At 44.9% G+C, this 13756-nt stretch carries 8 protein-coding genes; all 8 read right to left on the bottom strand.

The window, feature by feature from the left end; translation table 11 throughout:
• Positions 1-47 precede the first annotated feature (47 nt).
• On the bottom strand, positions 48-1601 hold the full coding sequence (locus tag WAE59_RS02395) for a glycoside hydrolase family 43 protein (RefSeq protein WP_337854327.1): 1554 nt from the start codon (positions 1599-1601) through the stop codon (positions 48-50).
• Complete coding sequence (locus tag WAE59_RS02390; protein ID WP_337854326.1) at positions 1598-3805, bottom strand: alpha-galactosidase; 2208 nt, start codon at positions 3803-3805, stop codon at positions 1598-1600. Before WAE59_RS02390 ends, WAE59_RS02395 begins: the two co-directional genes overlap by 4 nt.
• Positions 3806-3833: 28 nt before the next feature.
• Positions 3834-5033, bottom strand: coding sequence for a DUF4998 domain-containing protein (locus tag WAE59_RS02385; RefSeq protein WP_337854325.1), 1200 nt, complete (start codon positions 5031-5033; stop codon positions 3834-3836).
• A gap of 27 nt (positions 5034-5060) precedes the next feature.
• A complete protein-coding gene (locus WAE59_RS02380; RefSeq protein ID WP_337854324.1) occupies positions 5061-6251 on the bottom strand; it encodes a DUF5000 domain-containing lipoprotein in 1191 nt (396 codons plus the stop codon).
• A 26-nt stretch (positions 6252-6277) separates the two neighbouring features.
• On the bottom strand, positions 6278-8194 hold the full coding sequence (locus WAE59_RS02375) for a RagB/SusD family nutrient uptake outer membrane protein (protein WP_337854323.1): 1917 nt from the start codon (positions 8192-8194) through the stop codon (positions 6278-6280).
• Positions 8195-8204: 10 nt separating this feature from the next.
• Positions 8205-11573: a TonB-dependent receptor gene (locus WAE59_RS02370; RefSeq protein ID WP_337854322.1), complete on the bottom strand. Its 3369-nt coding sequence runs from the start codon at positions 11571-11573 to the stop codon at positions 8205-8207.
• 207 nt (positions 11574-11780) lie between these two features.
• Positions 11781-12944: a FecR family protein gene (locus WAE59_RS02365; RefSeq protein WP_337854321.1), complete on the bottom strand. Its 1164-nt coding sequence runs from the start codon at positions 12942-12944 to the stop codon at positions 11781-11783.
• A 122-nt stretch (positions 12945-13066) separates the two neighbouring features.
• Positions 13067-13630, bottom strand: coding sequence for an RNA polymerase sigma factor (locus WAE59_RS02360; protein WP_337854320.1), 564 nt, complete (start codon positions 13628-13630; stop codon positions 13067-13069).
• Positions 13631-13756 lie beyond the last annotated feature (126 nt).

Here is a 13756-nt window from a genome sequence, read left to right as displayed (position 1 = left end):
ATTGGTTAATAAATGCGAATGATAGAGAACAAAAGCCCATATTGTTGTTAGTATGCTACATGAAAATAGTCGAATAATGCGGCGCCTTGTTCATCCTTGGTATAGGAGAACAGCGCTGGCCTCACGGCTTTCCAGTAGTTGTGCCCGGATAGATTACACCTCTCGCCGATACCCAGATACTCCTGCCCATTCAAACTGTATTGCAGGTAAGTTTCCGACCGGTCCAGGTCATATACAATCCGGAGAAAGACGTTCTCCTGGGAGATATCTGCGCTTAAAGTTTGCTTTCCCTCATTATCTGCGAATAGAGTCAGGCGACCATTTCTTTTGATGATACCAACTTCGTGTATATTGTTTCCGATCAGACTAAGACCGGCTTTTTGTCCATTCTTCATTTCCTTACACAGCAGCAGCGTAGTAATGGTTCCCGAACTGCCCATCAGTTTCTGACTGAGGGTGTTTCTGGCAGCTTTGTTGTTTTCTGCCTTTAAGGCTTCCAGCCTCAGATAACCCTTATTCTTACTCAGGGACCATTTCGCATCTACAGGGTTGTGGTTCCATTGCCACTGTAATCCAAGTGATGCCTGATTAAATTCATCAGCAGCTTGAGGCAGAAAAGATTTACTTTTTCCGCTGGGCTTCTTCCAGTTTGTAACAGGTTCTCCGATCCCGTTATGGTCGTAATCTACGCCCATAACCGGCCAGTCGTTTTCCCATTTTACTGGCTGTAAATGACATACTCTTCCAAGCGTGCCGACCGATTGAAAGTGCATGAACCAGGAGTTACCGTCAGGATCTTCTACCAGGCCACCCTGGTGTGGGCCATTGATGGTTGTGGAACCTTGCTCTAATACAATTTTCCGTTCGTAAGGCCCGTAGATGTGTTTAGATCGTAATGCGGTTTGGTAGCCGGTACTGACACCTCCTTCAGGAATAATGATGTAATAGTAGCCATTTCTCTTGTAGATCTTGGTTCCCTCAGCGGTTGGTCCCTCATAAATTGTTTTTCCCTCGTCTATCAACTGCTTTCCATCCGGACTCATTTTATGCAAAATAATCGGTCCGCCTCCCAGCTTACTGTGGCCTAAGTAAGCCTGTCCGTCGTTGTCCCAAAATGGATAGGGATCTTCCCATCCGGCGATCCTTTTTACTTCGATAATCGGTGACCATGGCCCCGAGGCTTTGGTTGCAGTACTCAGGTATAATCCCTCGTCGGGTGTGCAGAAGTATACAAAGAACTTACCATCATGATAACGGATACTGGGAGCCCAGCTACCACTACCGTAAGCATTCATCGAATCATATTTGTCACTTATGTCAAGTCTGTGGTAGACCTGGCCCACAATTTTCCAATTGACTAAATCTGTAGAACTCAGTACCGGCATACCCATGAAATGGAAATCAGAACATACCATATAATACGTTTCTCCCACCCGGATCAGATCAGGATCAGAATAATCTGCATTGAGCACGGGATTGTTGTAGGTTCCATTACGCTGATCTCCCCAAGCCAATGCGCCTGACTTTTTTTGGGCCCTTGCCTGAAACTGAGTGGCCACTACCAGTAATAGAAATAAGTAATGTTTAAGTTTGCTCATCATTGTGTTGCAAAGATTTTAAGAATGACACTGGTTCTGTTTGAATTCAAATCGGGATTAAATCCGATATTCATCAGAAAATCGCCACTATAACTTAACGGGGACAAAGTTGAGCTCTGCCCTGGATAGAGGTTGACTTCCTGGATCTGGTATTGTTTATTGACGTCCAGGCCTTTGAGTTTGATGGGCAATTTACTACCGGATCCATACCGATAGTCTACGAGGTAATTGAACATCACGGCATTATTTTTAGCCTGGTCAATATACAGCATGGACGCTACACTACCTTCACGGGGATTAGCCAGTCGGTACTGGTCGCCCTGCCAGATCACAGAATTAAGCTGATTGTAGGTTTTTATAGCTTCCTGGCAAAACTTCAGGTCCTTTTCAGGTAGATGACTGACGACAATGTCAAATCCCAATTTTCCCATCATGGCTACATCTGTACGGAATTTGATCGGTTGCTTCCCCCAGTCTGTTACATGGTTTGAACTGGCAATGGCGGGGTAGAAATAAGAATATTCCCATTGCATAAAAATCCTTTCCAGTGGATCGGTATTATCACTTGGCCAGAATTCCGTAAAATACTGTAATGCGGCATAGTCAACACGTCCGCCGCCACCTGAGCATAGCATCATGGGCACTTTCGGATATTTAGCACGGGTTCTTTCCAACACGTTGTATAGACCGCGAACATATTCGATGTAAAAATGCGACTTGTCTTTTAAGTGTGCCGAATATGCATTGTAGATAACGGCATTGCAATCCCATTTGATGTAAGCCAGCTCCGGGTTTTCGGTAAACAAACCGTCTACAATGCCGAAGACAAAATCCTGAACGTCGGGATTACTCAAGTCCAGGGCAAGTTGATTTCTGAAATAGAACTCCTCCCGGCCTGGTTGTTTCACGACCCATTCCGGATGCCGCTCATACAGGGCACTCTTAGGGTTGACCATTTCAGGTTCAATCCAGATCCCAAAACGTGTGCCTGCATTGCCGGCTTCTTTTACCAGAGAGGCGATCCCATTTGGCAGTTTCGTTTTGTTTTCTTGCCAGTCGCCCAAGCCCGCCCGGTCATCATTCCTGGGGTATTTGTTTCCAAACCAGCCATCGTCAAGCAGGAAGAAGTCCACTCCCAGCTTTTTAGTATCTTTTAACAATTCTGCCAGTTTTGCTTCATTGAAATCAAAATAGGTAGCCTCCCAGTTATTTAATAAGGTGAGTCTATTTCCTTTCCCATCTAACAATTTATGGTTCCGGGCCCAGTCATGCATTTTCCTGCTTGCCCCACCTCTTCCTTCATCAGATAAGGTGAACAAGAATGCGGGTGTTTTAAATACTTCTAAAGCTTTGAGCCTGTAAGCAGAAGCATAGTTGCTCATACCAGCGATCACCCTGAGGTTATCCTGATAGTCGACTTCCAGGTCAATTTTGAAATTGCCGCTCCATTCCATGGCGCCATAGATCACGCTTCCTTCATCTTCTGTAGCTGGCTTGTCCAATGAAATCATAAATACCGATGGCTGAAACAAATTTGCTCTGGTACCCAGCTTACTATCCAGGGTCTTGATGCCATGGCTCAGCCTGGTTTCTTCGGGCTGCATCTCCTTAGCCCAGTCGCCATGATATTGATTCAGCCAGAAAGCCCCAGCTCTAAGGTAAAGGTTGGCTGAAGCGAATTTATTAAGTTGCACAGCACCCTTTTCCTGGTGTCTGATTTCTGCCCAGGTCTCGACTACATCCTGTTTGTAAAAGGTTCTGTAAAACAGTGTCACTTCAAAAGGATATACCGGATCTTTTAAACGGATTTGTAAAAGTGTTACGTTTTCTGCTATTTTCTTTTCAGTATGATCTACATATTTTAGATCCAGAGAATTGTTTCCATCCACATGTGTTACGCTTATGGCAGGCTCCAGAAGGTTACGAGAACCTGAGGGAGTATAAGCTGAACTGGACAGGCCCGTATAATCGCCGCCCTGACGATAAGCAGAATCCAGCCTGGCATATTCACTGACCGCCTTCAGCTTTTTCCCAAAATGTATGATGTTAAGATCATTATTGGCGTTTACCTGCAGTACCAGCGCGTTGTTTGCGGTGGCAATTGGGATGATGCGACTTTGCGCATACACCCCAGCACCAAACATTTGAGCGAACAGAAATAGATTGAAAATGGTAAAGTTCAGTACGGACTTATTGTAGTTGAGCATAGGATTGGTTTATTCCTACAGCAAGGGACTAAAATCCGCTTGCTGTAGTTCTGATTCTGACGGATTTAAATTGGAGGTAAACATATTGACCGGTACTTACGACCCATCCGATGGATACGGTTGTGGGAACAGCTAACTCGAACTTGACATCGTGAGTACCCGAAAGATTGTTTTTATTGCCATGAAATACCGCTAATACATTCGTTGAAATCCCGATATTTGGAAGGCTTGTGCCGCTGGCGACCATTTCCTCTACGGTGTAAACATCCCCGCCGTAGGAACCAGTTTCAAACGATACCGTATAGTTGCCGGCAGGCAGCAGTACCGTTTGCCATACCTTTCCATTGTTTACACCCTCTCCTCCCCAATCTTTAGTTTCAAAATGAATGACACCACCATTGTCTGTGGACCAGCCGCCACCCCTTCCGTTATTTTGATTGGTCGCTGCTGAGTTAAACTGCCAGTCCCTGGGTGTTCCCCATTTGCCCGTCTCCGTGTCTCCTCTGAGTATAGGGGCTCCGGCATTTTTGAGATAAGCGTTTGTCACATCTTCCGCTACACCGATTTCCTGAATACTAGCATAAAAGGTGTCCACGGCCATAGTATCCGGCAAAAACACACTTTGTAGTTTGAATTTAGTAGCGCTTTTGTAATTTGTCAGTTTAACAGTAGGAAGATCATTTGTTACTTTCAGTGTATGTTCCTTATTGTCTGTTCCAGTATAGGTCAACCTGGTATACGGCGAATTATCAGAGCCACTGAAAAAGTCGACTGTAACCTCTGAGCCTACTTTTTCTGCACGTTTAATTGGCCGGTTCTGGACAGATTCCTGGTAGGATGTACCGTACGAGGTTCCTGAAGCCAGTACAGTAACTGAGGAGTTCCCAACTGCATCGTAAGTCTTAACTTCGAAATTATAATTACCAGGTGCCAGGGGAATGGGCACATCCAGTTTATCGACACCAGGCCCGCGTTTAATGTCGACGATCAGGGAATCCTGACGGAGGTTCCAGAAAATCTTGATCTTGGTGATTTTGGGATCAGAGACCAAAAGACCACGAAGCACCACCCTGTTGATCCCTGAATGGGCCACCAGTGAATCTACTCTGCCTGTATATAGCAGTTCCTTACCACCGGTATATTTCAGATAATCGTCCATTTTGGAACACGATCCGAGTGCCAGTATTGCCAGTGGCAAAAGGATGGCGAGATATTTTATATTTTTCATCTTTTCCATTGAAATTTTAGACTGACATTATTTATCATTTCCCCAGAAGGTCATTTCGGAAATACACATATTGGTATTTCCAGACCAGTTTTGAAGACAGCGAATCCTGATGTACCTGACTTTCGGCATGTCCACCGGGATGTTGACTTCATCTCCAATACGACCGGCAACACGGTCATCTTCTGTGAAGATACCGGTCGGCAATCCGGAGGGTTTGACGTTGGTGACTGTAGCAAGTTTGGTCCAACCATCAAAAGAGCCATTGGTATTGTACTGGTTTGTTCCCCAGATCTCGTATCTTCTCAATGATACGTCGTTATACCAGTGCCGTTCGTCCTGGATTGTTTGTTGTGAAAATCTGCTCAACTGCGCCTGTACCCCCAAATCAAATGTGATATATTTTGGTATACCAGTGCTCGCATTTCCTGTATGAAGTCCGGCGCCCCTTTGATCAGGAACTGCTTTTCCATCCCAAGCGAAGGGCATAGCGCCGTCCCAGAAATTGCATACCGCATCACCGGGGAGAAACATTTCCCGGAACTTCTTCTTATCCAACTGAACTTCATAGATTGGAGTCAGTTCCTTGCTCAACACTTCTGAACTGTTTCCCCATTTGTCCCGAACAAAGATGTTAAAGACACGAGATTCAGAGGCATAACCCCTGAGCGAGAAGTTGGCACTGTCGCGGGCAGTATAAAAAGTTCTGGCTACGCGCATTTTACCCGTTGAATCAGCTGTGGACACCACAACTGCGAGTTCCGCTTTGTTCAGGTTTTTGAAGCTAAAGGAGGCACCGCCAAAATCTGAAACTACCTGCAGCGACTTATAGGCTGTCAGATACGGTGGTGCTTTGGGTGTTACCGACACTGTTGTTACTGCAGATCGGTTGCCGCTCTTGTCTACCACATACATTTCCACATTGTGTGCAGCCGAGTCTGCGAATCCTTCCACAACAATAAAGTTGCTATAGTAGGAAGATTTAAATTCCACATTTTGACCAGCCTGATTCTTATAACTGGCCTGAACATATAATATATCCGGGTCTCCGGGCAAATTGTAGGTGATTTTTGCGGCTCCAGCCAAGCTTTCTACCGTAGGATTAGATAAGGTACCTGGCGCTGTACCATCTTTTTCAATGGGTTTGAGTTCCGTTTCCTTGCAGCTGCTAAATGCGCTGAGTACGATACCAGTGAGGATTAAAATCTTTAATGTTTTCATCTGTTCTATGATTAATGAACGGTATACTACCAACCTGGATTCTGTACCAGTTTGGGATTAACAATTAGATCAAACTGTCTAAGCGGAAAAAGGTAGTCACGGGGGGCCACGAAACGCTGGGTGAAAAGTAGTTTGGGGCGGTAATAGCCTACTGCTGCTTCCTGTTCTATGCTCCAGCCATGAATGCCCTGATTGAGCACCCTGCCTGCTGTCTTCCATCTCCTCAGATCCCAGAACCTGCTGTTTTCGAATACCAGTTCGATCCCTCTTTCCTGTTGGATAATTTCCCGAAGGCCCTCCTTAGTCATGTATTTTCCCGGCTTGTTGGAGAAATTCGTCCAGGACTCCTGAACTCCTTTAAGCCCGGCGCGGGACCTCACTTTATCCAGCCAACTGATGGCTTCCGCGCTGTTTCCTGATTCGTTAAGTGCTTCCGAAGTCAGGAGGTACAAATCTGACAAACGCATTTCCGGCCATGGATAAGCCTCGTAAGTTGCATCTCTTTCGGTGATGACAAACTTCCAGTTGACAAGTTTTTTTGCCCATAAACCTGTAATCGACACATTGCTTTCTCCAATGCGTGATTGCGGTTGACCTGTTTTAGCCTTTACTACCCAGGTGTTTTCATCTGAACCGCTTCTGCTATTGTTCATGTACCAAACCCCACCATCAAAACCCAAATCCGCATAAAACCTTGGTTCCCTGTTGTATTGAATCGAAGCAGACTCATAACCTTCGATCAGGTTGAATCGTTCTTCGTGACTGGCGGTACGCATGTCGTATCTACCTGAGTAGTTGAAAGTTTTGTCCTCATTCATCGGCACACCCTTATCGGTATAAAATAGGTTAGCGATTTCCAAAGTGGGTGTCATCAACTCTTTAGAACCCCAGATGTTCAAACTATAGTTTGGATCTAGTCTGGCCATTACCTCCTTCTGGAGGTCTCCAACCTGTCTGCCCGATAATCCCCAAACTAATTCGGTGTTCCATTTCTCTGTCACGCTGTTTCGGATGCTAAGCTGTGTAACAGTGGTGTCGCTCAATTTGGTGAATGTTGAGAACTGATATAAAGATATTCCGCCCTGGTCGCATGCGGTCAGCGCCGCTTTACATGCTTCTACGGCTTTGTCCCATTTGGCAGCATCAAAGGAGGGGTTAAACAAGACTACTCCATCCTTGTCTCTGAAGTTCGAAAAATCAGTGTTCCCATTGAACAGCGGACTTGCGGCCGTCACCAATAATTTAGCCTTAAGCATCAGTGCTGCAGGTTTGGTCACTCTACCGAGTTCCGTGGAACGGTTAGTAATGATGTTAGGAAGATCTGCCGCTGCGATATCCAGCAAGCTGGATATGTATGCTACAGTTTCGTCAACTGTAGAACGCTTAACCTCCAGTTCCTGACCATCAGCGGTTACAGGGAAATTTTTGTCGGCCAATACAATTGGACCATACATCCGAAAGAGGTAGAAGTGATAGTAAGCTTTAAGGAAAGTCACCTCGGCAAGCCACCTCTTTCGCATGGTGGGTGTCAAATCGAACACCTTATTCTCATCGGTGACATTTTCCAGGAAAATATTACAATCCCTAATGCCACGATAGAGGGCCTGGGCACCATTCCGTCCTCCCCAGAAGTTCATGTATGGGTCGTTTACATTTTGGTTCCCACGACTGATTTCCCAAGAGGAATAGTTATTTACACCGCTGCGCTGGGGGAACCAGGTCCATAATTCGTCGGCACCCGTTAAACCGATATTTCCAAAGCCGTTTTGATGTAAAGGAAGATAAGAATAACAGGTAAACAAATATTTTTCCGCCTCAAGACGGTTGGCAAATGCGTTGTCTAATGTAGCCACATTATCTGGTACAAGATCCAGGTAATCCTTGCAAGAGGACAAAGAGAACATGGTTAAGCACACTATAATAAAGGTTTTAAATTTCTTCATTGTTGTCGTATTAAAATTTTACTTGTACTCCAAAATTGAAAACTTTTTGAACCGGGTAGCCCAAGCCGTTTCCACCCATTTCTATATCCCACATTTTAAATCCACTTAGCAGGAACAGGTTATTTCCACTGGCATAAAACCTCGCGGAGGAAAGAAATAGCTTCTTGCTGACGTCCTTAGACAGGGAGTAACCCAGCTCCAGGGTTTTTAATCTCAGAAAAGCGCCATTCCGCATAAACCAGGTGCTGTATTGGCTGAGGTTATTTCCATTATACTTTGGGTCAAATCGTGGCCACATTGCGTAGAGATTCCTGTTTTGCTCAGACCAGTGGTCATCGGCATATGCTTTTAGTAATGGGATGTCATTTTGAAAGGGCGATGTATTACTTCCGTCCAACCAGAAGGTTGATCTTGCAGAGCCCTGAAAAAATGCGGAAAGGTCAAAGCCCTTGTAGCCAGTTGAAAAACCAAATCCATAAATGATCTCAGGAACCCTTGGAAAACCGATAGGCACTTTATCCAAGTCAGTGATTTGGCCGTCTCCATTCATATCCCTGTATTTGATGTCTCCGGGGCCGTACTCACCGTAAGTTTGTCTTGGGGAATTATTCACATCGTATTGGTCAACGAAAAGTCGCTCAGCGAGCAAGCCAAATATTTGGTCTATCGGCTGTCCTACATGCAGGAGATATTTTTCATTATATGCAGGCTCTTCATATTGAAGGTACTCGCTGTGTGCGTAGGTAAAATTGCCACGCATTTGCAGCCAAAGGGAATTGTTAAAGCTTTTATTGTAATCAAGAGACATATCCAGGCCATTTGCTTTTGCACGCCCTACATTCGCCCTTGGATTGGCGGCCAGGCCAACACTTGCTGGAATCGAGGCGCGATCCATCAGGATATTCTCTCTTGTTTCGGAGAAATAATCTGCCTGGAACTCGAATCCCCGCAGAAATCCGACCTCTATCCCTATATTGGTTTTGTAGGCTTTTTCCCAGGAGATGTCCCTGTTCTCATAACGATTTATGGTAAATCCATTCTTCGTATAGTCGTAATTTTCCCCGAAGGTATACGCCTTTCCGCCATCGCTGGTATTCAGTTCCGAAAGGTAGAAGAAGCGATCATTTGCATCGCCAATGGCATCGTTACCCACTAAACCGTAGGTTCCTTTGAGTTTGAGTTTTTGTACGACTTCTTTGATTCCGGTCCAGAACTTCTCATTGGAAACTACCCATCCACCGCCGATTGCAGGGAAAAAACCATAACGGTGACTACGGTCGAAGCGCTCGGATCCGTTGTAACCGAAAGTCATCTCTAGAAGATACCTGTTGTCGTAGCCATAAGTGAACCTGCCCGACAAGCCCTGATTACGGTAAGGCAAGGATTTTTGTAAGGTTCCCTGATTTGCCAGTAATTGCTGTCTGCGTTGGAAAACGAGCAAACCACTGAGGTCATGTTTGCCCGAAAACTGTCGGGTATACATTAAATTGGCCTGAAGGTACAGCGTCGTGCTGATGTCTTTGCCACCCTCGTTATAGTTCAGATATTCAGTTGGGTTATTAGCCTCATTTAGCAAGGAAAGGGTATATTGATTGGTTTGAGGCTCGTAATAGCTGATGTTATAAAAATATGGGTTGTAAAATCGATTCACATCAAAATAGGAATACCTTGAAGTATTGAACATCCCGCTCGCTGAAAAACCCGGGGTCACAAAATCAAGGTTTTGTTTCAACTCAAACTGGGCTTCCAGCAATGATTTTGAGGAATCTTTGTACCCTTTAACCAAATCTGCATATGGATTGGAATAGCTGGCTCCGGAACTGGCATCACCACGACTGGCGTTTCCGAAGAGGATGTGTTTGGTAGAGGGCATCATTGAAGCCGGATAGAATGCTGGGAATAAGACTTGGTTAGACCGCATAATTTTCTTGTATGTGGCCTCACCTCCGTCGACCGGACCATTGTAATCATCAAAACTGCCAGCCAGTCTGGCAATGATTTCTGTCGTTTTGGTTACGTTGATATTCACGTTACTACGCAACTGATAGGATTTTAGGTTGATGTTATTATTGAAGTTGGCAGTTTTATCTACCTTCAGGTTTCCGTTATCCTGGTTCAGCGCTCCGGATATGTAATACCTGGCAATCGCACCACCGCCGCTCACACTCAGGTTGTATCGCTGATTGGCGGTTACATCCTTGATGAGCATTTTACGCCAATCAGTAACTGGATAGAGCAGTGGGTTTTCTCCAGAAATAGTTCCATCTATTTTCTCCAGGCTATAAGCATAACCGGAAAGCGGATCCCGGGTCAGGTTCGCTTCATTGGCTGCTCTCATAAAGGTAACCGGATCCGCGAGTTCAATATCCTTAGTGTTTGACGAAAAAGAGTTTTCAGCCCTGAATGAAATGACTGCACTGCCCTGAGCGCCTTCTTTGGTAGTCACCTGAACCACACCATTGGCACCCCTGGCACCATAAAGTGCTGTTGCCGTGGCATCCTTCAGGATGGAAAAAGCTGCAATATCATCTACCTGTAGCCTGGCCAGCTCCTGCGTAGTTGTTTCCACACCGTTTATTAATATTAACGGATCTCTTTTATAACCGAAAGTAGTAACTCCCCTAATGAAAAAGTCCGCATTATCCCTTCCAGGCTCACCACTTCGCTGGTAAGCGATGACACCGGAAAGACGGCCTGCCAATGCTGTGGTTAGATTGCTGGACGGTACTTTTAATTCTTTAGGGTTGATGGTCGTAATAGAACTCACCATACTGGATTTCTTTTGCGTCCCAAAAGCTACAACCGCTACCTCATCTAAGGCGTCAGAATTTTCTTTCAGAACGATATCCAGGATTTTGGAATCTCTTACTGTGATCTCCCGGGTAATGAAACCAACATAGGAAACGACAAGAACACTTTCAGGACCCGGTACCACAATACTGAACCTACCATCGGGATCGGTACTGGCTCCTCTTGAAGTTCCTTTTATTTTGATACTTACTCCGGGTAGTCCTTTTCCAAGAGTGTCCCTTACACTTCCCGATATAGAAATTTGTAAGCTATAGGGCCTGCTATCTATGTCAATCGGGATCGATTTTTTCGCCGAGTTTTTGATCTCCCTGACAATGACAGCTTTGTCTTCGATAGAATACTCCAGGTTTTGTCCTTTAAAACAGAGGTCGAGCACTTCTTCCAACTTTCTGTCCGTAACGTTGATATCGACGGGGGCTTTTTCACTGATTTTCTTCGCGTCATAGAGAAAATCGTAGCCGGTCTGATTGTGAATTTCCCTGAAAAGTTTTCCAAGGCTTGCTTTTTTATGTGAGAGCGTAACCCGCTGGCCGTAGCCCGCCGCACTCACCTGAACCATAAAAAGCATTAACAGTAAAGTTGTTAGCCGCATAATACGTAGAATTTTTTGAACATGCCAATTAGGCGCACCAAGGTTCCTGGCGGAATTTTCATACATTTGTTTAGTCTGGTTAGAAGTTATAGAATGGTATTTATTTTCTTTTGCCGGATCGTTAAGGCCAGTTGTGTTGTCGCACACTGGTCTTTTTTCAGCAATAACTTTAAGTAGAATTGTCTAGTTCGTTACCAATATCCTCCTTCCCTCGATCTTAAAATGAACTTTACCTGTCAGCGCAATGAGCTTCAGCACAGCAGAGATATTTTTGCTATTGGAGATAAAACCTCCCAGTGAGATGTCTTTAGGTACAGATTCGTCGAATATGATTTCTACATCATACCAGCGTGCAACCTTACGCATTTCTGTTCGAAAGTCGTTATTGGTAAAAATAAATTCACCATTTTTCCAGGCCATTTCTGTCGACAGATCAGCAGTTTGTACATTCAGGGAGCCTGACTGAATAATCGCCTGCTCGCCCGGCTTTAACAGCGCATTTTTTCCATTCATCGAGCCTATCCGTACGGATCCTTCTAGAAGCGTTGTTTTAACCTGTTCCTCGTCATCATAATTATTGACATTGAAGTGTGTCCCTAAAACTTCGACGGTTTGCCGCTCGCTGCGGACAAAGAAGGGCATCCGCTTATCATGAATCTTCGCTACTTCAAAATAAGCTTCTCCGCTCAATTCAACACTCCTTTCTTTTCCAATAAACCGTGTGGGATAACGAAGCGTGGAAGCGGCATTCAGCCATACTCTGGTACCATCAGGCAGGCTCACCAAATAAGTCCCCCCCCGCGGAGTTGCGATGGTATTGATAGTTACCGGCAGCGCAGCAGACCGATCGTCCTGGAGTGCAGTATAAAGTAACTCTCCCTCTTTGGTTTTACTTATACTTACTCCAGACTCCGTAGCCAATTGCCCTTGGCTTTGGTCCGTCAGTTTGATTTGTTTACCATTGGCCAGGGTGAGTATAGCTGTATTTTTAGCAGGAGCAAAGTCAGGCACTGAGACCAACAAATCCTGACTGCTATTCCCGGATGTAAATAAATAAAGGCCAATTGCGGAGGTAACTAACACAGCCACTACTGCTGCCCAGGTTTTCCAGGCCGGAGCATTTAGTTGGTGTACAGGGGCAGACCTTAAGGATTCCACCGCGGTTGTTTTTACCAATCGTGCGCGGAGTTTCGCATCTATTTGTTCTTTTAACTGCATTTCTGCTGAATGAATCACCACTTTCCTATCATCGAAGGTATGATACCAGTCATCTACCAGCTGCTTTTCAGCCGGTGAAGCCTTACCGTTAATATAATTTTCAATCGCTGTTAACAGCGGTGTCGACATCCCCATTTATACTCGTTTGTATGTTAAGTACAACTTCTCGCCCATCACACCTACGCCAAAATGAAAAAAAAATAATTTAGTTATAAAATTGGCGCAAATGCAGCCCGGGAGGGTGCTTATGCCTAAAAGAAAAAAGAATTCAGGTTTTTAAGGACGAGACGCAATCTGCTCAGGGCCTTGTTCAACTGGTTCTCGACCGTACTTTGAGAGATGTTCAGCTCGGAAGCAATTTCTTTTGCCGATTTATTCTCGTTGCGACTGTATTTAAAAATCAGTTTGCAACGTTCTGGAAGGTTTTCTATTTCTTCCTCCATCAAACGGAGTATATTTTTAAAATGCAACGCTTCACTGGCATCATTAAAATTTCCAGGGTACGCTGATGGCGCCAGAAGCTCAAATGTACTAGCGAGCTTTTCCCGGCGGATGAGTTCAATAATGCGGTATTTGATCGACACGGCGAGATAGGATTTTAAATTTTCAATACTGACTTTCTCCCGGTTGATCCACAGACTGGCAAAGGTATCGTGTACCAGATCCTGCGCGGATTCCAGATTCCGCAGCCTGTTGTAGGCAATGGAATAGATGGTTTGCCAGTACCGATTGTAGATTTCGGTATAGGCACTTTCATCACCGTCCTTCAATAAGGAGCACAGCTCTGTATCACTGAAGGTCTTATAACTATTCATCCCGTAATTGCATATGATACCTGGTTATGAATGCAAAACTATATAATTAAGTTGATTTAAAATAAGTCAATTTCCTGCAGCCTTTATTTACAGCAAAAGCGCTTCAGGCAATTGCTTACCAGATCG

It is taken from the genome of Pedobacter sp. GR22-6, assembly GCF_037402555.1.
In the GTDB taxonomy this organism is placed as follows: Bacteria; Bacteroidota; Bacteroidia; order Sphingobacteriales; family Sphingobacteriaceae; genus Pedobacter.
This window is presented reverse-complemented; position numbering and strand designations above follow the sequence as displayed.